19 protein-coding genes are annotated in these 23,947 nt (G+C 67.0%); 2 read left to right on the top strand and 17 right to left on the bottom strand.

Features of this window, described 5'->3' with window-relative positions:
- Nucleotides 1-63: 63 nt before the first annotated feature.
- Nucleotides 64-267: a hypothetical protein gene (locus CP958_RS25380; RefSeq protein WP_096704933.1), complete on the bottom strand. Its 204-nt coding sequence runs from the start codon at nucleotides 265-267 to the stop codon at nucleotides 64-66.
- Between the two features lie 164 nt (nucleotides 268-431).
- Between CP958_RS25380 and CP958_RS25375 the strand changes: the two genes are divergently transcribed.
- Nucleotides 432-611 (top strand): hypothetical protein, encoded by a 180-nt coding sequence (locus CP958_RS25375; RefSeq protein WP_096704932.1) that lies wholly within the window; start codon nucleotides 432-434, stop codon nucleotides 609-611.
- 11 nt (nucleotides 612-622) lie between these two features.
- Here the strand turns inward: CP958_RS25375 and CP958_RS25370 are convergent, their stop codons facing one another.
- The 16 genes from CP958_RS25370 to CP958_RS25295 all read right to left on the bottom strand — a co-directional run bounded on the left by CP958_RS25370 (nucleotide 623) and on the right by CP958_RS25295 (nucleotide 19,841).
- Nucleotides 623-3,736, bottom strand: a complete 3,114-nt coding sequence (locus CP958_RS25370) for a multidrug efflux RND transporter permease subunit (protein ID WP_096704931.1) — start codon at nucleotides 3,734-3,736, stop codon at nucleotides 623-625.
- A complete protein-coding gene (locus tag CP958_RS25365) occupies nucleotides 3,733-4,866 on the bottom strand; it encodes an efflux RND transporter periplasmic adaptor subunit (protein ID WP_096704930.1) in 1,134 nt (377 codons plus the stop codon). Before CP958_RS25365 ends, CP958_RS25370 begins: the two co-directional genes overlap by 4 nt.
- 149 nt (nucleotides 4,867-5,015) lie before the next feature.
- Complete coding sequence (locus CP958_RS25360) at nucleotides 5,016-6,821, bottom strand: O-acetylhomoserine aminocarboxypropyltransferase (RefSeq protein WP_096704929.1); 1,806 nt, start codon at nucleotides 6,819-6,821, stop codon at nucleotides 5,016-5,018.
- Nucleotides 6,822-6,941: 120 nt separating this feature from the next.
- Nucleotides 6,942-7,442 (bottom strand): rubrerythrin family protein, encoded by a 501-nt coding sequence (locus CP958_RS25355; protein ID WP_096704928.1) that lies wholly within the window; start codon nucleotides 7,440-7,442, stop codon nucleotides 6,942-6,944.
- Between the two features lie 77 nt (nucleotides 7,443-7,519).
- Nucleotides 7,520-7,858: an ATPase inhibitor subunit zeta gene (locus tag CP958_RS25350; RefSeq protein ID WP_096704927.1), complete on the bottom strand. Its 339-nt coding sequence runs from the start codon at nucleotides 7,856-7,858 to the stop codon at nucleotides 7,520-7,522.
- Nucleotides 7,855-8,706, bottom strand: coding sequence for a FoF1 ATP synthase subunit gamma (locus tag CP958_RS25345; protein ID WP_096704926.1), 852 nt, complete (start codon nucleotides 8,704-8,706; stop codon nucleotides 7,855-7,857). Before CP958_RS25345 ends, CP958_RS25350 begins: the two co-directional genes overlap by 4 nt.
- Nucleotides 8,707-8,708: 2 nt before the next feature.
- Nucleotides 8,709-10,226: a F0F1 ATP synthase subunit alpha gene (locus CP958_RS25340; protein ID WP_096704925.1), complete on the bottom strand. Its 1,518-nt coding sequence runs from the start codon at nucleotides 10,224-10,226 to the stop codon at nucleotides 8,709-8,711.
- Entirely contained in the window at nucleotides 10,210-10,923 is a 714-nt protein-coding gene (locus tag CP958_RS26705; RefSeq protein WP_096704924.1) for a hypothetical protein, read from the bottom strand. The genes CP958_RS25340 and CP958_RS26705 overlap by 17 nt, the downstream gene beginning before the upstream one ends.
- Nucleotides 10,924-10,927: 4 nt before the next feature.
- On the bottom strand, nucleotides 10,928-11,173 hold the full coding sequence (locus tag CP958_RS25330) for a F0F1 ATP synthase subunit C (RefSeq protein ID WP_096704923.1): 246 nt from the start codon (nucleotides 11,171-11,173) through the stop codon (nucleotides 10,928-10,930).
- Between the two features lie 14 nt (nucleotides 11,174-11,187).
- Nucleotides 11,188-11,841: a F0F1 ATP synthase subunit A gene (atpB, locus tag CP958_RS25325; RefSeq protein WP_096704922.1), complete on the bottom strand. Its 654-nt coding sequence runs from the start codon at nucleotides 11,839-11,841 to the stop codon at nucleotides 11,188-11,190.
- Complete coding sequence (locus CP958_RS25320; protein ID WP_170959114.1) at nucleotides 11,838-12,113, bottom strand: ATP synthase subunit I; 276 nt, start codon at nucleotides 12,111-12,113, stop codon at nucleotides 11,838-11,840. The genes atpB and CP958_RS25320 overlap by 4 nt, the downstream gene beginning before the upstream one ends.
- Nucleotides 12,110-12,397, bottom strand: coding sequence for an AtpZ/AtpI family protein (locus CP958_RS25315; RefSeq protein ID WP_096704920.1), 288 nt, complete (start codon nucleotides 12,395-12,397; stop codon nucleotides 12,110-12,112). The genes CP958_RS25320 and CP958_RS25315 overlap by 4 nt, the downstream gene beginning before the upstream one ends.
- Nucleotides 12,394-12,816 (bottom strand): F0F1 ATP synthase subunit epsilon, encoded by a 423-nt coding sequence (locus tag CP958_RS25310; protein WP_096704919.1) that lies wholly within the window; start codon nucleotides 12,814-12,816, stop codon nucleotides 12,394-12,396. Before CP958_RS25310 ends, CP958_RS25315 begins: the two co-directional genes overlap by 4 nt.
- Entirely contained in the window at nucleotides 12,813-14,264 is a 1,452-nt protein-coding gene (gene atpD, locus CP958_RS25305; RefSeq protein WP_096704918.1) for a F0F1 ATP synthase subunit beta, read from the bottom strand. Before atpD ends, CP958_RS25310 begins: the two co-directional genes overlap by 4 nt.
- A gap of 139 nt (nucleotides 14,265-14,403) precedes the next feature.
- Entirely contained in the window at nucleotides 14,404-16,878 is a 2,475-nt protein-coding gene (locus CP958_RS25300) for an EAL domain-containing protein (protein ID WP_096704917.1), read from the bottom strand.
- Nucleotides 16,879-16,928: 50 nt separating this feature from the next.
- On the bottom strand, nucleotides 16,929-19,841 hold the full coding sequence (locus tag CP958_RS25295; RefSeq protein ID WP_242443141.1) for an ATP-binding protein: 2,913 nt from the start codon (nucleotides 19,839-19,841) through the stop codon (nucleotides 16,929-16,931).
- Nucleotides 19,842-20,235: 394 nt separating this feature from the next.
- On the opposite strand from CP958_RS25295, the gene CP958_RS27235 reads away from it, so the two are divergent.
- Nucleotides 20,236-23,796 carry a PAS-domain containing protein gene (locus tag CP958_RS27235; RefSeq protein WP_096704915.1) on the top strand — a complete coding sequence of 1,187 codons (3,561 nt, stop codon included), beginning with the start codon at nucleotides 20,236-20,238 and terminating at the stop codon, nucleotides 23,794-23,796.
- Nucleotides 23,797-23,947 lie beyond the last annotated feature (151 nt).

Genomic DNA, 23,947 nt, shown 5'->3' with positions numbered 1-23,947 from the left:
GGCTCCCCGCTTCCTCGCCGAATCAATAGACTGGCGGGAAAGATCGGATTTTCCGCGAGATGATCACGCCGCCACGGCCATCACCCGGCAAAGACGGACTCCCAAGCGCGAGCGCGCCTCCAGCATCAGCGGCCAGACCTCGTCGGGAATCAGCCCGTCCCGCGCCATCAGGGCATGGATGATGGGGTCTTCCATCACATCGACCAGCCGGGGCTCGCCGTGGCGCCAGGGATCATGGAGTTTCTTGGAGCGGAGGGAATGGGTCATGGTGCGTCACCTCGCCGCTTGGGGTGAAACCATATTAGACAGCCATGGGCACGGAATCAATCTTATTTCTACTATTTTTATAGATTTATTGGGCGGCAAGAGGGGCCGCCGCGGATCACGCGGGAACTGGCAATATTCCCGAGTTCGGGATATTGAAACCGGCCATGACCACGGACAACGACCATACGCCCCCGTCACGCGCCTCGGCCCTGACCGGCCTCGCCATCGCCGCGATCCTGGTGGTGGCGGGATTGCTGCTGGCCCATAAGCTGAGAGAGCTTGGACGGCTTCAGGACTGCGCCATGCAGGGACGCACCAATTGCGTCGCCATCGACGGCGGCTGACCGGGCCGGACCTATTCGGCGACCAGCTTGATCGGCTCCGGCTTGCTTCGCCGGCCATCGCCGCTGCCATGGCGCAGCCGCTCGAACGCCAGATAGATGACCGGCGTGGTGAACAGCGTCAGCATCTGGCTGACCAGCAATCCTCCGACCATGGCCACACCCAGGGGCTGGCGAAGCTCCGAGCCGGTTCCCGCCCCGAGCATCAGCGGCAATCCACCCAGCATGGCGGCGAAGGTGGTCATCATGATCGGCCGGAAGCGCTTGAGCGAGGCCTCGCGAATGGCCTCCATTGGCGTCGCGCCGCGCTCACGCTGGGCGGCGATGGCGAAGTCGACGATCATGATGCCGTTCTTCTTGACGATACCGATCAGCAGGAGAATGCCGATCAGGGCGATCAGCGACATGTCGTGACCAAAGGCCATCAGGAACAGCAGCGCCCCCGCCCCCGCCGACGGCAGGGTCGACAGGATGGTCAGCGGGTGGACGAAGCTTTCGTAGAGAATGCCGAGAATGATGTAGACCGAGATCAGCGCCGCGAGGATCAGATAGGGCTGTGACGCCAGGGATTGCTGAAAGACCTGGGCGGTCCCCTGGAAGGTGGCGATCAGGGTGAGCGGCTTGGCCATCTCCGCCTCGGCCTTCTTGATGGCCTCGACCGCCTGTCCCAGCGCCACTCCGGGCCGCAGATTGAACGACAGGGTCACCGCCGGGAACTGGCCCTGGTGGTTGACCGCCAACAGGCTGACCGGGGCGGTGTCGAACCGGGCGATGGCCGACAGCGGCACCTGCGCGCCGGTCACCGGCGAGCGCAGGTAGATCTTGTCCAGGGTATCGGGCGAGCCCTGCAGTTCGGGCAGCACCTCCATCACCACGTGATAGCTGTTCAGCTGGGTGAAGTACTGCGCCACCTGACGTTGGCCGAAGGCGTCGTAGAGGGTGTCGTCGATCACCTGGGGTTGGATGCCGAAACGGGCGGCCTGATCGCGGTCGATGACCAGATTGAGGGTGGCGCCGTCGGTCTGCTGGTCCGAGGCCACGTCCTGAAGCTCGGGCAAGGCCCTCAGCTTGGCCAGCATTCGCGGCGCCCAGTTGTTCAACTCGTCCAGGTCGGCATCTTGCAGGGTGTACTGGTACTGGGTACGGGCCAGACGCCCGCCGACGTTGAGGTCCTGCGGCGCCTGCAGATACAGCATGGCGCCGCTGACCTGGCCCGCCTGGCGGCGCAGGCGCTCGATCACCTGCTGGGCCGAGGACGTGCGCTGGTCGCGCGGCTTCAGCGCCATGAAGAAGCGGCCGTTGTTCAGGGTCTGGCCGCTCAGGGCGCCGATGCTGGCGGTCCAGTTGGCCACGTCGGGATCGGCCGACAGAATGGCGCCCAGCGCCTGCTGGCGCCGGGACATCTCGGCGAACGAAATATCCTGGGCCGCGTCGGAGATGCCGAACAGCACCCCGGTATCCTGCTGCGGAAAGAAGCCCTTGGGGATGGCCGCGAACAGCAGGCCGGTGGCCACCAGGGTGGCGAAGAAGCTGGCCATGGTCAGACGCTGGTGGCGCAGAACCCAGTCCAGCCCCCTGGCATAGGCGCCGATCAGGGCCTCAAAGCCGCGCTCGAACAGCCAGTAGAGGCGGCCATGGCTGGCGGTGTGCTCGTCATGCAGAACCCGCGCGCACATCATGGGGGTCAAGGTCAGCGACACCACGATGGACACCACGATGGCCATGGACACGGTCAGGGCGAACTCGCGCAGCAGCCGGCCGACCACCCCCGACATCAGCAGCAGCGGAATGAACACCGCGATCAGCGACACGCTGATGGAAATGATGGTGAAGCCGATCTCCGAGGCGCCGGCGAAGGCCGCCTCCATGGGCGACATCCCCTCCTCGAGATGGCGGTAGATGTTTTCCAGCATGACGATGGCGTCGTCGACCACGAAGCCCACGGCGATGGTGAGCGCCATCAGCGACAGGTTGTCGAGGCTGAAATTAGCCAGATACATCAGCCCGGCCGTGCCGGCCAGCGCCAGCGGCACGGTGATGCCGGGAATGATGGTGGCCCACAGATTGCGCAGGAACAGGAAGATCACCATCACCACCAGGGCGATGGTCAGCACCAGGGTGAATTCCACCTCGTGAACCGAGGCACGGATGGTCGTCGTGCGGTCGATCACCACCTTGACCTGAACGGCCGGGGGAATCGACGCCTGCAGCACCGGCAGCGCCGCCTTGACCCGGTCCACCGTCTCGATGACGTTGGCCCCCGGCATTTTGTAGACCACCAGATAGACCGCCCGCTTGCCGTTCTCCCAGGCGGCCAGACGGGCGTTCTCCGGCCCTTCGACCGCCCGGCCGATATCGTCGATGCGAACCGGCGAGCCGTTCTTGTAGGCGACGATCACCCGCCCCCAGGGTGCGGCGGTGGTCAACTGGTCGTTGGCGTAGATGGTCAGGTTGCGCCGCTCGCCGTCCAGGCTGCCCTTGGGCGAATTGGCGGTGACGCTGGCGATGGTGCCGCGCAGTTCCTCCAGCCCGATCCCCAGGGCGGCGATCTTGCCGGGATCGATCTGCACCCGGATGGCCGGCTTCTGCTCGCCGCCGATGGAGACCTGTCCCACCCCGGATATGCGGCTGATCTGCTGGGCCAGCACCGTATCGGCGTAGTCGTCGACGGTGATCAGCGGCAGGGTGTCGGAATTGACGGCGATGATCAGGATGGGGGTATCGGCCGGGTTGACCTTGCGATAGGTGGGCGGGCCGGGAAGAATCTTGGGCAACTGGCCGCTGGCGGCGTTGATGGCGGCCTGGACGTCCTGGGAGGCGGCGTCGATATTGCGCTCCAGGTCGAATTGCAAGGTGATGGACGACGAGCCGAGGACGCTGGTGGACGTCAACTGGGCCACGCCGGGAATCTGCGAGAACTGGCGCTCCAGCGGCTGGGTCACCGACGACGCCATGGTCTGGGGATCGGCACCGGGCAGGCTGGTGGTAACGATGATGGTGGGAAAATCCACCTGCGGCAGCGGCGCCACCGGCAGCAGCGGAAAGGCCACCAGACCGGCCAGCAGCAAGGCCGCCATCAACAAGGTGGTGGCGATGGGGCGGCGGATGAATGGAGCGGAAACGCTCATTTCGCGGCGCTCGCCCCGACTTCGATCCTGGCGCCGTTCTTCAGCCGCATCTGACCGTCGGTAACGACGGTCTCCCCCGCGGCGAGGCCGGCGACCACCACCACCCGGCTTTCATCACCCCGCCCCAGGGTCAGCGGCCGGGCCTCGACGGTGGAATCGGCGCCGACCACATAGGCATAGGCCCCCTGCTGCCCCCGCAGAATGGCGTTCGCCGGCACGGTGACCGCCTGACGCCGGACCCCCAGCACCAGATGGGCGCTGACGAACTGGCCGGGCCACAGCAGGCCCGTCTGATTGGGCATCACCGCCTTGAGCCGGATGGTGCCGGTACTTTGGTCGATCTGGTTGTCGACCAGTTCCAGCCGGCCCACGTCAAGCACCTGCCGGCCGTCGCGCGAGACCGTGGTGACCTCCAGCGGCGCGGCCGCCATGGCGCGGATCACGTCGGGCAGGACGTCTTGCGGCAGCGTGAAGACCACGTTGATCGGATGCATCTGGGTGATCACCACCATGGGCGTGGCGTCGTTGACGTGAACGACGTTGCCCTGGTCGATCTGGCGGAAGCCGGCCCGGCCGTCGATGGGCGAACGGATGGTGGTATAGCCCAGCAGCACGCGGGAATTCTCGATGGCCGCCTGATCGGCCTTCACCGCCGCTTCCAGTTGATTGACCAGCGCCTGGGTGGTGTCGACCTGCTGGCGAGTGGCGTATTCGTTCTTCAGCAAGGCCCCGTAACGGCCGAGGTCGCGCCGGGCATTGGCCAGCATCGCCTCGTTCTGGGCCTTCTTGGCCATGGCCTGATCCAGTTGCGCCTGATAGGAGCGCGGGTCGATCTGAGCCAGTACGGCGCCCGCCTGTACGTCCTGGCCTTCGCGGAACAGCACCTGGAGCAGTTGCCCGTCCACCTGGGTCCGGACCGTAACCGTGTTGGCGGCGGTAACCGTGCCTAGCCCGTCGAGGGAGATCGGCACGTCCTCGAGGATGGCGGCGGTGGTCGCCACGGGTATCGCCGGCACCGCCTTGGCCGCGCCGACGGGGCCGACCTCTCCACCGTATTTGCGATAACCCCACACGGCCAGACCGATGACGGCCAGGAGAATGCAAATCTGGCGAAGATGTTTCCCTGACATGGACGACGCCCTGTAATGATCGACGGCCCCCTGGTTCCGGGATTTGATGACGGACCGCGACTGACGAAGCGGGGGCTGCTTTTTGTTATCAGCTTACAACCTCCGCCATCAATGCCGAAAAGCTCCCCTGGCCGATCAGCCAGGGCCACTTAAACCGTGCACAGAGCCTGATCCAGATCGCGAATGATATCATCGGCGGTCTCCAGCCCCACCGACAGGCGAACCACATCGGGCCCGGCGCCCGCCGCCATCCGCTGCTCGTCGCTGAGCTGGCGGTGGGTGGTGGAGGCCGGATGGAGGATCAGCGAGCGGGTATCGCCCACATTGGCGAGATGGGAGAACAGCCGCACGCCCTCCACCATCTTGATCCCGGCCTCGTAGCCGCCCTTGACCCCGAAGGTGAAGACCGAGCCGGCGCCCTTGGGCAGGTACTTGGCCGCCAGGGCATGGTAGGGGCTGGATTTCAGCCCGGCATAAGACACCCAGGCCACCTTGGGATGGCCTTCCAGGAACTCGGCCACCTTGCGGGCATTGTCCACGTGGCGCTCCATCCTGAGCGGCAGGGTCTCGATGCCGGTGATGGTCAGGAAGGCGTTCATGGGCGCCATGGCGGGGCCGAAATCGCGAAGCGCCACGGCGCGGGCCTTGGTGGTGAAGCCGAAATCGCCGAAGGTCTCGTAGAAGGTCAGACCGTGATAGGCCGGCTCGGGCTTGGTCATGGACGGGAACTTGTCGTTCTGCGCCCAGTCGAAGCGTCCCGATTCCACCACCACGCCGCCCAGCGAGTTGCCGTGGCCGGCCAGGAACTTGGTGGTGGAGTGGCAGACGATGTCCGCCCCCCACTCGAACGGCCGGCAGAGATAGGGCGTCGCCAGGGTGTTGTCGACCACCAGCGGGATGCCGGCCTCGTGCGCCACTGCCGCGATGGCTTCGATATCCACGATGATGCCGCCGGGATTGGCCAGGCTTTCCACGAAGATGGCCTTGCACCTGGGCGTCAGCGCCTTCCTGAAATTATCGGGGTCGTTGGGGTCGACGAAATGGCAGGTCCAGCCCAGTTTGCGGAACGACAGGCCGAACTGGGTCAGCGAGCCGCCATAGAGATTGCGCGACGCCAGGAACTCGTCGCCCGGCTCCAGCAGGGTGAAGAAGGTCAGGAACTGCCCGGCATGGCCCGAGGCGGCGGCCACGGCGGCGCGGCCCCCCTCCAGCGTCGCCACCCGCTCCTCCAGCACCGAGACGGTGGGGTTGGTCAGCCGCGAATAAATGTTGCCGAAGGTGTGCAGATTGAACAGCGACGCCGCCTGCTCGGCATCCTCGAACACATAGGACGAGGTCTGGTAGATGGGGGTGATGCGCGCCCCCGTCGCCGGATCGGGCGCCGCGCCGGCATGGATCGCCCTGGTCTCGAAGCCATAGCTCTGGTTACGCGGCGGCATGGCCCGTTCCTTGTGGCCGCGGGCGCGCGGCGCCTCGGGAGCCTGATTGCGGATCAGGCCGGTATTGACGCCGCTCCACCCCAACTCGCCGCCCAGCCGGCCGAACTCGATCTTGGGGCAGCGGTCCATCACCACCTGGAGCCCGGCCGCCTCGGCACGGGCGGCGGCCTCGTCGTTGCGCACTCCCAACTGCATCCACAGCACCTTGGCGCCCAGGGCGACGGCTTCATCGACCACCGGCCCCACCTGATCGGCGCGGCGGAAGACGTCGACCATATCCACCGGCTCGGTGATTTCGGACAGGCTGGCCCGCACCGTCTCGCCCAGGATCTGTTGCCCGGCGGCGGCCGGATTGACCGGAATCACCCGATAGCCCTTGGCCTGCAGGTACTTCATGACGAAGTAGCTGGGGCGGTTCCAGTTGGTGCTGGCCCCCACCATGGCGATGGTCCGCGTGTCGGCCAGAATCCGCCGCAACAGGGCATCGCTGTAGACGAGAAGGGGGCGGTCGGTCATGGAAAGCCTCGCTGTCCGGGTGCGATAAGGGGCCAGGATAGCACACCAGGACCAAGCGCGACCGTCGCCCGCCCCACCAAGACCGCCTCCGAGACACGTCCCGGAGGCGGCAGGGGGAAATCAGGCGATTTCTGAGAACTTCCCGGCCTTGGCGTGGCAAACCGGGCACTGGTCCGGGACCTCGCCGATCACCGTATGTCCGCAGATGGCGCAGACATGGATGCTGCCGCCGGCCAGATCATGGCCGGCCTCGATGGCGGCCAGGGCGTCGACGAACAGGCCGTGGTGGGTCTTTTCCACCTCCATGGCGTGCCGCATGGACAGCAGCGCGACCCTGGCGCCCTCGGCCTCGGCGGTGGCGACGAAGGCCGGATACATCTCCTCGAACTCGTGCTTCTCGCCGGAAATGGCGGCCCGGAGGTTCTCGGCCGTCGCCTTGATCCCGCCCATGGCGCGGAGGTGGGCGTGGGCATGGATGGTTTCCGCCGCCGCGACGGCCCGGAACAGCTTGGCGATTTCGGGCAGGCCGTCCTTGGCCGCCGCCTCGGCATAGGCGAGGTATTTCCGGTTGGCCTGGCTTTCTCCGGCAAAGGCCTCGGCAAGGTTTTCGTTGGTCTTCATGTCTTCCCCACTTCATCAGAATGCGAAGGGATACTATCCTCAAACCAACTCAGGCGAAAACATGGATCGGCGAGGCCTCAGGGCATATTCCCCTGGGCGACGATGGCCTGCGCCGCCGCCTCGCACTCCCCCAGTCTGGCGGCCAGCGCCCCGGCATCCTGGGCGACGCCGGCGGCGGCCAGATCGCCCCCGACCTTGCCGAGCATGGCGTCATCCCCCAAGGTAACCCCCGTCTCGATCACCGCGCGGATGTAAGCAGCGGCCCCGTCACCCGCCAATCCCAGCAAACCCGCCGCCCACACGCCGAACAGCTTGTCGCGCTTGGCCATGATCTCGAAGGCCTTTTCCTGCCGGAAGCGCCACCGGGCTTCCTCCGCCTTTTCCTTGCGGCGCAGATCCTCGTCCAATTGGGTCATGGGTGAGCCCTTCGGGGATGGAGGAGCATCTCGGCTCCGGTAATCACATCCAGAATCTCGGTGGTTATGGCGTCCTGGCGCAAGAGCTGTTCTTCGAGGCGAAGCCCGTCCAGGCGCCGCTCGATATTGTCGTGGGCTCCGGTGGTGGCGGCCAGACGGGCGGCATTCTCGGCGGCCAGGGCCTCGGTGGCGGCGCAGACCAGGATGGCGAGCAGATGCTGGGCCGAAAGCTCGGTCAGCAACTGGGCCGGCGGCAGGGTGTGCAGCGGCGAAAACGGCCGGTAGCGGGCGGCGGGCAGGACCGAGCGGTCCAGCGGCAGCACGGTGGCGGTCTCGATGCGCCACCGGCCGCCCTCGGCCACGCCGCCGTGGATCATGTCGAGCCGGGTGAAGTCGCCCCGAACGAAGGCGGGATAGAGCCGTTCCGCCAGACGGCGCCCCACCGTGACGGTACCGTCGACCCGCCCGGTCATGGGCAGGGACCAGCCGGGCGGCACACCCGCCTCCTCGGCCGCCAGGACGCCCCGCGCACCGGTCACGAACAAATGGGCGGGACGGCGACGGCGCGCCTCGTCCAGCAACGCCTCGTTGAAGGCGCCGACGAAGCCATGCTCGGTGGTGAACACCAGAACCGCCAGCGGGCCGTCGTCGGGCCTGGGCGTCTCGTCGGCCAGCAGCAGCGCATCGGCCATGGCCTCGGCCATGATGCCGGCATAGGCCCGCGCCCCGGGCAGGGCCGCCATGGCCTGCTGCATGCGGGCCGCCGCCATGGCCCGCATGGCGCCGACCACATCCAGCAATTGCCGGATACTGTGCAGACGGGCCTGGACGATCTCCAGCCGCTCCATGATCAGCCCCCCAGGTCGCGCAGCAGCCCCTCGACCACCGTCCGCATCTCGGCGCGGCCGTCGTCGGACAGCACGCCGTCCGCGTCCAGCCGCAGCGTCAGTTCCCCCAGGTCGGCGGCCAGACGCGGTCCCAGCCCGGCCTTGAACCGTTCCACCGCCTCCATGGGCAGCGGGTCGAGCCGGCCGTCGGCCAGGGCCAGCAACCCCGCCACCTGCTCGCTCAGCGGCAGGGGTTCCAGCGGTCGCTGGATCAGCATGGCGCGGATGCGCCGCCCATGCTCGACGATGCGCCGGGTGCGCTCGTCGATCATGCCGCCGAAGCGGGTGAACACCTCCAGTTCCAGGAACTGGGCGTATTCCAGCCGCAGGCTCTCGGACAGCGCCTTCAACGCCGGAGCCTGGGTCTTGCCGCCGACCCTGGACACCGACAGGCCCACATTCACCGCCGGCCGCTGACCTTCATAGAACAGCTTGGGCTCCAGGTAGATCTGACCATCGGTGATGGAAATCAGATTGGTGGGGATATAGGCGCTGAGATTGCCCGCCTGGGTCTCGGCGATGGGCAGGGCGGTCAGCGACCCGCCGCCACGCTCGGCCGACAGCTTGGCGGCCCGCTCCAGCAGGCGTGAGTGGAGGTAGAACACGTCGCCGGGATAGGCTTCGCGTCCCGGCGGGCGGCGCAGCAGCAGCGACAATTGGCGATGAACGGCGGCGTGCTTGGTCAGGTCGTCATAGACCACCAGCACGTGGCGTCCCTGCTCGGCGAAGTACTCGGCCATGGTGCAGGCGGCGTAAGGGGTCAGCCAGGCCAGTCCCGGCGGCTGGTCCGGCTCGGCGACCACCACGATGGTCCGGTCGGGGGCGCCGCGGGCCCGGATGGCATCCACCACCCGGTTGACCGACGAGGATTTCTGGCTGATGGCGGCATAGATGCAGATGACGTCGCTGTCGCGCTGATTGACCATGGCGTCCACCGCCACCGCCGTCTTGCCGGTCTTGCGATCGCCGATGATCAGTTCCCGCTGGCCGCGCCCCACGGGTATCATGGCGTCGATCACCGTGATGCCGGTGGCCAGCGGCTGTGAGATCAGGGCACGGTCGACGATGCCGGGCGCCGGGCGCTCGATGGGCCAATATTCCGACACCGGCAGCGGGCGGTCGCCATCCAGCGGGCGCCCCAGGGAATCGACCACACGGCCCAGCAGCGCCTCGCCCACCGGAACCCGGACGACCTGACCGGTGCCGCGCACGGGGGCGCCGGCGGACAGCCCGGCCCAGTCGCCCAGCAGCACGGCGCCGACCACATCCTCGTCCAGGGTGACGGCCATGCCGGCAACACCATCGCCCAGTATCAGCAACTCGTCCTGACCGGCCTCGGGCAGACCGGCGATGCTCGCCACCCCGTCCCCCAACGAGATGATCCGCCCCACCGCCTCGCGGCGAAGCTCCACCTGCAGCGTGTCGAGCCGGGCGGGCAGCCCGGCCGTCCACCGGACGAGATCGTCAACCAGATTGGGCATGATCAACCAGATCCTTTTCAGCCCGAACCAGGGCGTCCCGCCAACTGGCCTCCGTCTCCACGCCGTCCGCCGTCAGCCGTGCCCCGGCCAGCAGGGCGGGATCGTGGCGAAAGACCATGGCGGCACCGGGAAAGCGCCGCTCCAGCCGCGCGCGCCACGATGCCTCGGCGGCGGGGTCGAGGGGCGGCGCGCAGGCGATTTCCACCTCGGCCGACCGGCGCGGCTCGCCCAGTCCGGCTTCAAGTATCTCCAGGAACGGCTCCGCCGATGGCTTCGGACCGTTGCCCAACAGGCCGCCGGCCATGGACACCGCCAAGCGGGCGGCCTCGCGACGCAGCGTCTGCGCGGCCTCCCGGCGCTCGGCCTCCATCCGCTCGCGGGAACGTTCCAGCATCCGGTCGGCGTCGCCGCGGGCTTCCGCCATCAGATTCCGGCTTCGCTCGGCGGCCTCGGCCTCGGCCCCGGCGATGATGGCCCGGCGGCCGGCATCGATCTCGGCGGTCAGCGCGCGCTGGGTCTCCGCCTCCCGCTCGGCGACGAGACGGGCCTGTCCGGCCGCCTCGCGGTCGCGGTGCAGCGCGGCGCGGCGCGCCTCGATGGCCGCCATGGCCGGGCGGTAGAGGAAGTATCGCAGCAGCCAGACCAGAGCCAGGAAGTTGACGGTCTGCAGCCCCAATGTCCACCAGTCGACGTGCATGGCATCAATGGTGGATGAAGGGGTTGGCGTAGATCAGCAGCAGGGCGATGACCAGACAATAGATGGCCATGGTCTCGATCATCGCCAGGCCGACGAACAGGGTGCGCGACAGATTGCCGGCGGCCTCGGGCTGACGGGCGATCGCCTCCATGGTGGCGACGACCGCGCGGCCCTCGGCCAGGGCCGGAACGATGGCGCCGACACAGACGGCCACCACCGCGCCGATGATGCTGAGCATTTCCAGGGTCATGGTCGTAATCCTTTCTATCCAGCCTCCACCGTTCCCACGGCGGCGCCCAGGAACACGGTGGCGAGAACGGCGAAGATGTAGGCCTGTATGGCACCGATCAGCACGCCCAGGACCATCAGCGGAACCGGCACGAACAGTCCCGACAGCGACAGCAGGATGGCGATGATCAGTTCGTGGCTCATCATGTTGCCGAACAGCCGCACGGTCAGCGACAGGGTGCGGGTCAGCTCGGACAGGATGGTCATGGGCAGCATCAATGGGGTGGGCTTGAGGTAGTGGCCGAGATAGCCCCTCAGCCCCCGTTGCCTGACGCCGAAGACGTGAACGGCGAAAAACACGGTCAGCGCCAGGGCGGCGGCGGTTTCCAGCCGGGCGGTGGGGGCGTGTACCCCGGGTAGTTCCCCCGACAGGTTGGCGACCAGCAGGAACAGGAACAGCGTGCCGATCAGCGGGACGAACGGCCGGGGATCGCCATGGATGGCGTCGCCGATCTGGGTCGCCACCGTCTCGACCAGCATCTCGACCAGATCCCGCCCCCGTGCCGACCGCCGGGCGAGATGGAAGACCGCGACCAGCAGCGCCATGATGCCCCAGGTGGTCACCACCGGCTCGCTCACCGGCACCGGGCCGAGGTGGAACAGCACGGAGGTACCGAGGGGATCGATCATGGCGCCCCCTTTCGGACCATCAGGGTGCGGACGGCCAGAAAGCCGCCGAGCACCGCCAGCAACACCGCCGCTCCCGATTGCGCCGCCACCCACATTCCTCCGCCGATCACCGCCAGCCGGCCGGCATGCAGGGCCAGACCGCGGCGCCAGGAGCCCTCCCCGGCATAGAGTGCCACGTTCAGGCTCAGCAGCCGGACATAGGCGGCACCCAAGGCGGCGCCGGCCATCAGGCCGCCAAGGATGGGCAGCAGGGTGGGAAGGTCGGCGGTCATTCCTGATGCATCCTTCTCCATGCCAGCCAGCCGCCCAGGACCGCGCCGGCCATCAGCAATCCTCCGGTGAAGGTGACGCCGGCCCCCACCTTGCCGTCGAGCCAGCGGCCCAAGGCCAGCCCGCCCAGCATGGGCGCCACGATCAGCCAGCCCAGGGCGCCGACATCGCCGAGGCTGCGCAGCAGCGAGCGCTCGCCGGTCCGCTCCCAGTCCCGCTGGCGCTTGCGGCGGCGGCGCAGGCCGTTCAGCAGGGGTTCGTGGTTGTGGTTGCCGTCGCCGGTCATGGCATCCCTCCGGGGCCGCCGACGCGGCCCGCCTCGATATAGCTTTGAATGTGGCGGATGGCGGCGATGTGCAGCCGGCTCGAATCGGTCCGGACCTGCTGCTCCTCCTCCGACGCCCGGCTGGCGAATTCGATGATCATGGCCTCCAGGACGTCCAGGTCGTCACCGACCATGGCCTCCGGCGAGGCCACCAGGACCTCGTCGCCGCCCCGGACCACCAGCACCCCGCCGACCAGCCCCACATAGTGCTCGGCGTCCGCTTCGTCGCGATAGGACAGGATGGAGGGCGGCAGCACGGTCAGCAGGTCGGCATGACCGGTCAGGATGCCGAACCCGCCACTGGCATCCTCGGCCCGCACCGAGCGGACTTCGCGGATATCCAGGATCAGGTTGCGCGGCGTGGTCACCACCAGTCTCATGGCGCCGCCTCCACCGCGTGGTGCGCCCGGACCTCGTCGAAGCCGCCGACCATGTAAAAATCGCCTTCGGCCCACTCGTCCACCTCGCCCGACAGGATGACGCGGCAGCCGGCCAGGGTTTCGGCGATGCCCACCGTGCGTCCGGGCCGGCCGGTGAACGCCTCGGTGACCTGGAACGGCTGGGTGAGGAAGCGCAGCAGCCGCCGCGCCCGCTTCACGGCCGCCCGGTCCGAACGGCTCAGCTCGTCGATGCCCAGCAGGGCGATGACCTCCTGCAATTCGCGGTAATGGGCGATGATCCGCCGGACGTCCTGGGCGGTGGCGTAGTGCTCGGGCCCGATCAGCCGGGGATCGAGCAGGGCCGAGGTCGAGACCAGCGGATCGATGGCCGGGTAGAGCCCCTCGCTCGCCATTTCGCGCGACAGGACGATGGAGGCGTCCAGGTGGGAAAAGGTCTCGGCCACCGCCGGATCGGTGAAGTCGTCGGCCGGCACGTAGACCGCCTGGATGGAGGTGATGGCCGCGTTGCCCGCCGAGGCGATGCGCTGCTCCAGCTCGGCGATCTCCGAGGCCAGGGTCGGCTGGTAGCCCATGCGCGACGGCAGCCGCCCCAGCAGCCCCGAGACCTCGGCCCCGGCCTGGACGAAGCGGAACACGTTGTCCATGAGCAGCAGCACGTTCTCGCCCCGCTCGTCGCGGAAATATTCGGCGACGGTCATGGCGCTCATGCCCACCCGCCAGCGGGCGCCGGGCGGCTCGTTCATCTGGCCGAACACCAGGGCGGTGCGGGCCAGGACTCCCGATTGCTCCAGCTCCAGCAGCAATTCGTGCCCCTCGCGGGAGCGTTCGCCGATTCCGGCGAACACCGAGATGCCGGCATAGGCCTCGACCATGGTGCGGATCAGTTCCATGATCAGCACGGTCTTGCCCACTCCCGCGCCGCCGAACATGGCGGCCTTGCCGCCCTTGGGCAGCGGCGCCAGCAGGTCGATCACCTTGATGCCGGTCCACATCACCTCGTCGGCGCGGCCCTGGCGGACCAGCGTCGGAGCCGGGCGATGGATGGCCCAGCGCGGGACCGTGTCCGGCAGGGCCGGCTTCCGGTCCAGCGGACGACCCACCACGTCCATCAGCCGGCCCAGCACCGCCTCGCCCACCGGAACCCGGATGGGAGAGCCGGTGTCCACGGCCTTGGCGCCTCGGGCCAGACCGCTGGTCGGCTGCATGGCCACGGTGCGCACGGTATCGCGGCCCAGATGCTGCTGTACTTCCAGGATCAGCGGCTGGGCACCGGGGCGCTCGACCTCCAGCGCGTTCCAAACGGCGGGCAGGGCGTCGAGGGCGAACCTGACGTCGACGACCGATCCCGCGACACTGGTGACGGTGCCCGACGCGCCGGCCGCCTTGACGGCGGCGCCATCGGATACGCTCGACTGGGATTCCGCCACGAAAGTCCCCTTTCAGGCGTGCTTCATCCCATGAGGTTAGGCCCGAAGCCGCAACGCCGTCAAACCATAGTCCGGCATGGCACGGCGGCGTCCCTGGCCTCGGCCGGAGGCAAGGGCGCAGGCCTCCGCCCCATCCTGATCACGATTTGCGGACACCGCCCCCCATCCACTCCATGAAGGCATCGGCGGCCAGGGGGCGGCTGTACAGATAGCCCTGGCAGGAATCGCAGCCCCGCCCGGTCAGGAAATCCAACTGGGCCGTGGTCTCCACCCCTTCGGCCAGCACGGCCAGCCGCAGATTCTTGGCCATGGCGATGATGGTGGCGGTGATTTCCATGGCGGCGGGATCGGCGGGAATGTCGCGGACGAAGCTCTGGTCGATCTTGAGCTTGTCCAGAGGAAAGCGCCGCAGATTGGCCAAGGAGGAATAGCCGGTGCCGAAATCGTCGATGGCCAGCTGGATGCCCTGGTTCTTCAAGCCGGCCATCTGGCCTTCGGCGGCGTCGCCGCGCGCCATGATGGTGCTTTCGGTCAGTTCCAGTTCGAGGCAGGGCGGCGGCAGCCCGCTTTCCTGCAGGATATCGCGGACTCTTTCCTTCAGATTGGCGAGGCGGAATTGCTGCGGCGACAGATTGACCGCCACCTTGTCGATCCGCAGCCCCTGGTCGAGCCAGCGCTTCATCTGGCCACAGGCCTCGCGCAGGACCCAGTCGCCCAGGGGAATGATCAACCCGGTTTCCTCGGCCAGCGAAATGAACTGGTAGGGGGGAATAAGCTCCATCCCCGGCGGCTGCCAGCGCACCAGGGCCTCCACCCCCTCGACCCGCAGGTCGGTCAGCGAGACCAGGGGCTGGTAATGCAGGATGAACTCGCCCTGCTCCAGGGCTCGCCTCAGCCCGGCCTCCATATCGAGGCGGCGGCGGGCTTCGTCGGTCAGCGAACGGGTATAGAAGCGATAGGTATTGCGCCCCTCGCCCTTGGCCTGGCTCACGGCGGAACCGGCATGCTGGATCAGTTGCTCGGCGCTGTCTCCGTCGTCGGGAAACAGGCTGATGCCCACGCTGGCGCCGATGCAGATTTCCTGACCGTTATTGAGGCGGCAGGGCGCGGCCAGATGCTCGATCATGCTTCCTGCGACGGTGGCGGCGTCGTCGGCATAGGGGACGTCCTCCAGCACCACGACGAATTCGTCGCCGCCGTGGCGGGCCAGGGTGTCGGCCTGCCGCGCCCGGTCGCGCAGCCGGTTGACGGCGATCTGCAGCACCTCGTCGCCCGCGCCGTGCCCCAGGCTTTCATTGACCACCCTGAAATGATCCAGGTCGAGAAGCAGGACGGCGCAGCGCTTTTCGTCGCGGCGCGCCCGATCCAGCACGTGCTCCAGCCGCAGATGCAGCAAGGTGCGGTTGGGAAGGTCGGTCAGGGGATCGTGATGGGCCAGATGCTGGAGCATGGCCTCCGATTGCTTGAGACGCGACAGATCGGTGAACACTCCCACATAGTTCACCGCTTCGCTGGTCGCGGCCCCCACCAGGGCGATGCTCATCCAGGCGGGAAACACGTCGCCGCCCCGGCGGCGGCAGGACACTTCGCCCTGCCATGCGCCGCTGGCCTCCACCTCCCGCCAGATGGCGGGATAAAGGGCGGGGTCGTCACGGCCCGATTGCAGCAGGGACAGGGGCTGCGACACCATTTCGGCCTCGGGGTACTCGGAAATCAGCGAGAAGGCCGGATTGACGGCGAGAATGATACCGGCGGAATCGGTGACGAATACCGCCTCCAGGGTCGTCGTGAAGACGGCGGCCGCCTGCCGCAGGCTGGCCTCGTTCCGCCGCAATTCCGTGACGTCCACATGGGTGCCGACCAGACGCTCCGGCCGGCCCTGGGCGTCGCGGGTCAGGAAGGCCGGCGCCCGGATGCAACGGTCGCTGCCGTCCTTGTGCCGCATGCGGAATTCAAGCTCGATGCGGTCTTCCTCGCCCTTGAGGAAATCTCCCATGCGCTTTTGCGTCGGCAGGCGGTCATCGGGGTGCAGCAGGTTGACCCAGGTGAACGGCGAGGCCTGCAGTTCCGCCTCGCCATAGCCGAGCATGGCCTTCCAGCGGGGCGAGAAATAGACCTGATTGGATTTGAGGTCCCAGTCCCACAATCCGTCATTGGCGCCGCACATGGCCAGTTGAAACCGCTCCTCGCTGAGGCGCAGCCCTTCCTCGGCCCGGCGCAGGGCCCGGCGCTCCGACACTTCGGTCAGGGCGCGTTGAATGGACGACACCAGCCGGGCGAGATTGCCCTTGAGGACGAAGTCCCAAGCCCCCAGCTTGAGCATCTCCACCGCCTCTTCCTCGCCGATACTGCCCGAGATCAGGATGACCGGCAGATCGGGGAAGCGCTTCTGGATGCGGGCCAGATTCTCCTGAAAATCCAGGCCCGGCACATTGTAGTCGGACAGGATGAGGTCCAGCCCGCCCCGCTCCAGGGCATTGGAAATCTCGGCGGCGCTGGCCGCCCATATGCATCGGGCCGCGATGTCGTTGCGGCGCAGATGGCGTTCGATCATCAGGACGTCGGCCTTGATGTCCTCGATGATCAGGATGTTGATAGCCGTCTCCGTGGACATTTCATTTCACCGGCGTTTCGTTGGGCGGCATCTTGCCCAGGCGGTTGTCCTCAACCGGCAGAATCGTCTCGTGCATCGCGCGATTCCTCCTCTTCCAAAACCCCGGCGGGCAAGGTGAAGCGAAACTCCGCCCCCTGCCCCGGTGACGCATTTGCCCGGATGGTGCCGCCGTGCCGGCGGACGATGCGCTGGACGGTGGCCAGGCCGATGCCGATGCCGGGGAACTCGTCCTGGCGATGCAGGCGCGAGAACGGCTTGAACAGCTTCTCGGCATGCTTGGGATCGAAGCCGGCACCGTTGTCGGCGACGCAATAGACCGGACCGTCGTCGCCTTCCTCGGCATGGAAGGAAATCACCGGATCGGCCTTGCCCGAGGTGTATTTCCAGGCGTTGCCCAAGAGATTGCGCACGACAACGTCGATCATCCGGGAATCGCCCAGGGCGGCCAGCCCCCCGGCGATGCGCCACTCCACCCGGCGCCCGGGGGCGAGACGGGACAACTCGGCGCGGATGCTCCGCGCCATCTCCGACAGATCCACCCGGTCGCGGCGCAGATCGCCGCGGGTCGAGCGGGCCAGTTGCAGCAATCCGTCGATCAGCGCCCCCATATGGGTGCCGCCCCGGACGATCTGGTCGAGATACTCGCGGGCCTCGCCGTCCAGCAGGTCGCCGTAATCCTCGACCAGCGCCTGACTGAAGCCGGTCATGGCGCGCAGGGGAGCGCGCAGATCATGGGACACCGCGTAGGAGAAGCTTTCCAATTCCTCGTTGGCGGCCTGCAATTCCCTGGTGCGGTCGCGCACCCGCTGTTCCAGGCCGGCGTTGAGGCGAAGCACGTCCGCCTCGGCCTCCTTGCGGCGCTGAATATCCTCGACCACCGCGATGAAATAGTCGGGAATGCCCCGCGCGTTGCGCACCGACGACATGGTCAGGCTGAGCCAGACGACCTGCCCGGTCCTGGTAACGGCTCGCTTTTCCGCCGTGTAGGTCGGTATCTCGTCGGCGACCAGCGCCCGGGCCTGGGCCAAATCCGTATCGCGATCATCGGAAAGGATGAAATCTCCCAACGGGCGGCTCAGTATCTCGTCGCGGCCAAAGCCCAGGATTTGGCACAGCCGGTCGTTGATCCGCAGGAACCGGCCGTCGGGGTCCAGATGGGCGATGCCCACCGCCGCCTGCTCGAAGGTCGAGCGGAAGCGGATTTCGCTCTCGCGCAGGGTGGCGAGCTTGCGGCGGCGCTCGTCGATCAGCCGCCCGGAACGGGCCAGCAATTCCTCCAGGGAAAACGGCTTCTGGACATAGTCCTGCACGGCGTCGCGCAGCAGCCTCACCCGCAAGCCGTCATCGGCCTTGGCGGTCAGCATGATGATGGGAACGTCGTCCATGCGGGAATCGCCGCGCAGGGCGGCAACCATCTCGTCGCCGCTCATCCGGGGCATCATCACGTCGCAGATGATCAGGTCCGGGTTGAGGGCCATGGCCTTCTCCAACCCGTCCCGCCCGTCGAAGGCCACCTCGACCCGGTAGCGGGAGGCCAGCGCCTCGGCCACGAAGGTCCTCATGTCGGCATTGTCCTCGACCACCAGGACCAGAGCCCCTCCGGACGGTCCCTGGGCGGGTGCAGCCGCCTCGCCGCCGTCCAGGTCCCGGGCGAAGTCCTTGGCGGTGGAGAAATAGGTCGACGCCACCGTCGCCACCTCCGCCCCGGCCGGGGCAAGACAGGGCAGGGCGACGGAAAACAGCGCTCCGCCACCGGGAGCCTCCGCCACCGTCACATTTCCGCCGTGCAGGGCGCAGAACTCCCTGACGATGGCCAGCCCCAGGCCGGTACCGCCCGACCGGCGGCTTCCCTGGCGGAACCGCTCGAAGATCACCTCGCGCTCGGCGACGGGAATGCCGGGGCCGCTGTCCTCGACCTCCATGACGGCCATGCCGTCCCGTTCCTTCAGCGACACCGTGATGGCGCCGCCATCCGGAGTGTGGCGGAAAGCGTTGGCCAGAAGATTGAGCAGGATGCGCTCGACCATCTCCTGATCGACCTGGGCCGGCAATTGGCTTACCCCCCGCACCCCGTAGCGGATGTGCCGCCCCTCGGCCAGGGAATCGAAATGCGAGGCGATCAGGCGAACCTCGCGGGCCAGGTCCACCTGGGCATGGCGGAGCACCATCCGCCCCGCCTCCAGCTTGGAAATGTCGAGCAGATTGTTCACATGGCGATAGAGCAGCCGGGCGTTACGGCCGATAACCCCCAGGTCACGCCGCTCCGCCTCGGCGAGGGCCGGGTCGGCATGCCGCCGTTCGGTCACTCCGAGGATCAGGGTCAGCGGCGTGCGCAGTTCGTGGCTGACATTGGCGAAGAACTGGGATTTGAGGTCGTCCAGCTCCCGCGTCTTCTCGTACAGCCGCTCCAACTCCCCGTTGGCCTGCTTGAGCCTGAAGTTGATGTCCGCCACCTCGCGGGCACGGGCATAGACCTCGGCCTCCATCCGCCCGGTATGTTCCCGCAGGTGTTCGGCGACCCGGGCCTGCTCCATCTCGCGCTGCTGAAGCACGATGAAGTCGGTCACGTCCTCCACCCGGTGGATGATGTGGCCCAGGGAACCGTCCGGCAGCAGAACCGGCGTATTGATCGGGCTCCAGTAGCGGGTTTCGAACCCCCCGCCCTCGTCCTCGGGTTTACGGATATCGTATTTCTGGATAGCCATGGTATCGGCGGTCCGGGTGGCCAGCACCCGTTCCAGCGAAGCCTTCAGGTTGCGGACCCCGTCGGCGGCGGCATCGTCCGGATTGTCGGGAAAAATGTCGAAGATCCGACGGCCGAGAATCTCCTGGCGGAGAGTCTTGGTCGCCCGGGTATAGGCATCGCTGACCGCCACGATCCGCAAATAGGGGTCGAGAATCAGGTACAGCCCGGGCGCCGCTTCGAAAAGAGCGCGGAAATCCGGAGCCGTTACGGCAGGCAAGCCCTCGCAAGACCCTGGCGGAGGTGTGGATTGCACCACCATTGCAGGCCTCCAGACGGAGTTACGACAACCTTGAACCCCAACTCATTCCCCCGAACTTTCGTATCATGACTCCACCGCGCCGCAACAGAGAAGGACAAAGCGCATCTAAAATTCTACCTATAAGCCTTGGCCTATAGGGTGAATAGGTCATTGGATATATAATTAACACGCCTTTAGGATGGACAACGCCCCGGCCATAGGGTATAACCCTTAGGGATTGACGGCACTCACATACAACATACCATAACGTGCGCATCCCGACCAAAGAACCGCCCCTGGCGACAAGATATTTTCCGCCATCAGGCCTCCTGCCGATTTATGCTGTCTCCTTCGGACGCTCAAGGAGCCTGGGATGAGCGGTCTTCTGATCCTGCTGGCGGTCCTCATCTCCTTCGCGACGCTGTTCGGCTTCGCCATGGCGGTCGAAAAGCGGGCCGCTCCGGCGGGTTCGGAACGGTTCGGCGGCGTGATCTACGCCCTTTCCCTGGCCGTCTATTGCACCTCGTGGACCTTTTACGGCAGCGTCGGCCGGGCCGCCACCGACGGCGGGGGGTTTCTGGCGGTCTATCTGGGGCCGGCCCTGCTGTTCGTGTTCGGCCGGCCCGTTCTCGCCCGGATCATCCGGACGGCGAAGGCTCACCACTCCACCTCCATCGCCGACCTGATCTCGGCCCGCCATGGCAACAGCCGCATTCTGGCCCGGCTGGTCACCGTCATCGCGGTGATCGGCATCCTCCCCTACATCTCGCTGCAGTTGAAGGCCATCGGCACCAGCCTGCGGATTTTGGAGCACTATCCCAGCCTGGACGGCCTCGCCAGGCATGCGCCGCCGCCGGTATGGCAGGACCCGACGGTCCACATCGCGCTCGTCCTGGCCGTCTTCTGCGTGGCATTCGGAACCCGCCGCATCGACGCCACGGAGCAGCACCGGGGGCTGGTCACGGTGGTCGTGCTGGAATCGGCGATCAAGCTGCTGGCCTTCCTGGCGGCGGGGGGCTTCGTCGTCTGGGGAATGTTCCATGGATGGGGCGACCTGCTGTCGCAGGCCGCCGGCACCCGGGCGGCTTCCCTGCCGAACCTGCTGCCCTCCCTGAGCAGCCTGGACTGGTGGGCGGTGGTGCTGGCGTCGACGGCGGCGATCGTCTGCCTGCCGCGCCAGTTCCAGGTTCTGGTCGTCGAGAACAACAACCCGCGCCATCTGCGCTCGGCCGGCTGGATTTTTCCCCTGTATCTGGCGGCGATCAACCTGTTCGTCCTGCCCATCGCCATGGCGGGCATTCTGGTGCTGGGGGATCTGCAGGTTCCCGCCGACACCTTCGTGCTGACCCTGCCCATCGCGGCACAGCAGCCGTGGCTGGCGCTGCTGGTCTTCATCGGCGGCCTGTCCGCCGCCACCGCCATGGTGCTGATCGAGGTCACCGCCCTGTCGACCATGATTTCCAACGATCTGGTCATGCCCCTGATCCTGCATCGGCTGATGGCGGCGGAACGGGACCCGGTCCCCATGATCAAAGCCATCCGCCGGGTCTCCATCGTCGCGGTGCTGATGCTGGCCTATGTGTATGTTCGTGCCATCGGGGATTCGCGGACCCTGGTGGGCATGGGGCTGATTTCCTTCGTGGCCGCCGCCCAATTCGCCCCGGCCCTGCTGGGCGGGCTGTATCTGCCGCGGCCCAGCCGGCTTGGCGCGCTGTGGGGGCTGGTCGCCGGCTTTGCGATGTGGGGCTATACGCTGCTGTTCCCGTCCTTCGCCGAATCGGGCTGGCTGGGGCGGGAGTTCCTGGACAGGGGCCTGTTCGGAATCCCCCTCCTCATCCCCCGCGCCCTGTTCGGCCTCGGCGGGGTGAACGAGATTTCCCACTCCCTGTTCTGGAGCCTGGCGGTCAATATCGGGGGCTATCTGATCGGCATGGCGGTGGATGCCGGGCGAGCGTCGGAAAACCGGCAAGCCGGGCAACCGTCGTCCCTGACCATTCCCGCCTCCTCCCTTCAAGATCTGGTCGGACGGTTCATCGGCGAGGAGCGCAGCAGGCAGGCCTTCGCCGATTATGTTTCCGCCCACGACACCCCATTGCCGCCCGAAGCCACTCCGGCGCATCCCTTCGTCGGGCTGGCGGAAAAGCTCCTGGCCGGCACCATCGGCAATGCCTCGGCCAAGATCGTGGTCGCCGGCGCCTTCGACGGTGAAGGCATCGATCCGGCCCACATGCGCGGCATGCTCAAGGACGCCTCGGCCGCCATCGAAACGGGACGGGTGATTCTCGCCGATGCCCTCGACCATCTGGGCCAGGGCGTCACCGTGGTCGATACCGATCTCCGGCTGGTGGCGTGGAACAGCCGCTTCGTGGAACTGCTGGCTCTTCCCGACGGCATGGTGGCGCACGGCACCCCCCTGGCGGAGATCATGCGCCAGAACGCCCTGCACGGCGGATACGGTCCCGGCGACCCCGAGGAACTGGTCGCGTCCCGGCTGGCCTGGCTGCACAAGGGACTGCCGTTCCACGACGAGCGCGAGCACCTGGACGGGATTGTGCTGGAAGTCCGGGGCAAGCCGCTGCCCAATGGGGGCTACGTCACCACCTACACCGACGTCACCCGCCGGCATCGGGCCGAATTGGAACTGCGCCGGGCCTATGACGAGTTGGAGGACCGGGTCGAGGCCCGGACCCACGAATTGTCCAAGGAAGTCAGGGTCCGGACCCTGACCGAAACGGCGCTGCGGCGATCGCGCGAGCGTCTGAAGGGGATCACCGACAGCCTGTTCGAGGGCGTCCTGGTGGTCAATACCGAGGGGTTGATCGCCTTCATCAACCCATCGGCCAGGAAATTGCTGGGAATAGGGGAAGAGGCCGGCGACGTCGAAGGCTATCCCCTCGACAGCGTGATGCGCATCCGGGGCCGGAACGGAGAGATGGCGTTCACCAACTCGCCGCTTGGGCGGCTGCTGGCGGATGATACGCCGTTCCTCGACGACGATGCCGTATTCGTCACGGCGACGGGAACCGCCCTGGAGGTGGCCTATGCCTGCGCCCCCCTCGCCAACGAGGGCGGCCAGCGCTCGGTGATCGTCTCCTTCCGCGACATCGCCGCGCTGAAGGCCGCCCAGCGCGAGGCTCTTCAGGCCTCCCGTCTGGCCAGCGTCGGCCAGCTGGCGGCCGGCATCGCCCACGAGATCAACACGCCCATCCAATACATCGGCGATAATCTGAATTTCATTCGCGGCGCCATGGCCAAGCTGATCACCCTGGCCGAGGCGGGCCAGGAACTGGCGGCGGCCACCGGCCCGTCGGAGCCGGCCGGCCGCTTCGAGGCCCAGGTCGCCGCCGTCAAGCTGCCGTTCCTGCTGAGCGAGACGCCGGTCGCCGTCCAGGAGACCCTCGACGGGGTGGCGCAGATCGCCAAGATCGTCCTGTCCATGAAGGAATTTTCCCATCCGGGCACCACCGAGAAGGTGGTCACCGACATCAATCGCGCCATCGAAAGCACGCTGACCGTCTCCCACAATGTCTGGAAGCAGTTCGCCACCGTCGAGACCGCCCTCGCCCCCGATTTGCCGTCGCTGCCGTGCTTCGCCAGCGAGCTTAACCAGGTGTTCCTGAACCTGATCGTCAACGCCGCCCAGGCCATCGAGGCGTCGGGCAAACCCCTGCCCGGCCGCATCGCCGTGACCACCAGGGTCCGCGACGGAGCGGTGGAAATCTCGGTCGCGGACAACGGCACCGGAATTCCCGAGGCCATTCGCGAGCGAATCTTCGACCCGTTCTTCACCACCAAGGAAGTCGGCAAGGGAACAGGTCAGGGGTTGGCCATCTGCCGCGACGTCGTGGTGATAAAGCACGGCGGCAGCCTGCTCGTCGAAAGTGAAGCCGGACAAGGAACAATGTTCACCGTCAGGATTCCCCTTCCCGACTAGCCGGGAAAGGCGAAACCTCATTTACATAATCGATACACAGCCCCTGAATTCCGTTTTTCGCTCGACCGCTACACTTCCCCGGTACACCCCGCCATTCTTGCCGATGGGGAGGTGATCCAATAGAGAAACCGTCTATGGACGCACAACCCTA

The organism is Magnetospirillum sp. 15-1 (assembly GCF_900184795.1).
In the GTDB taxonomy this organism is placed as follows: Bacteria; Pseudomonadota; Alphaproteobacteria; order Rhodospirillales; family Magnetospirillaceae; genus Phaeospirillum.
This window is presented reverse-complemented; position numbering and strand designations above follow the sequence as displayed.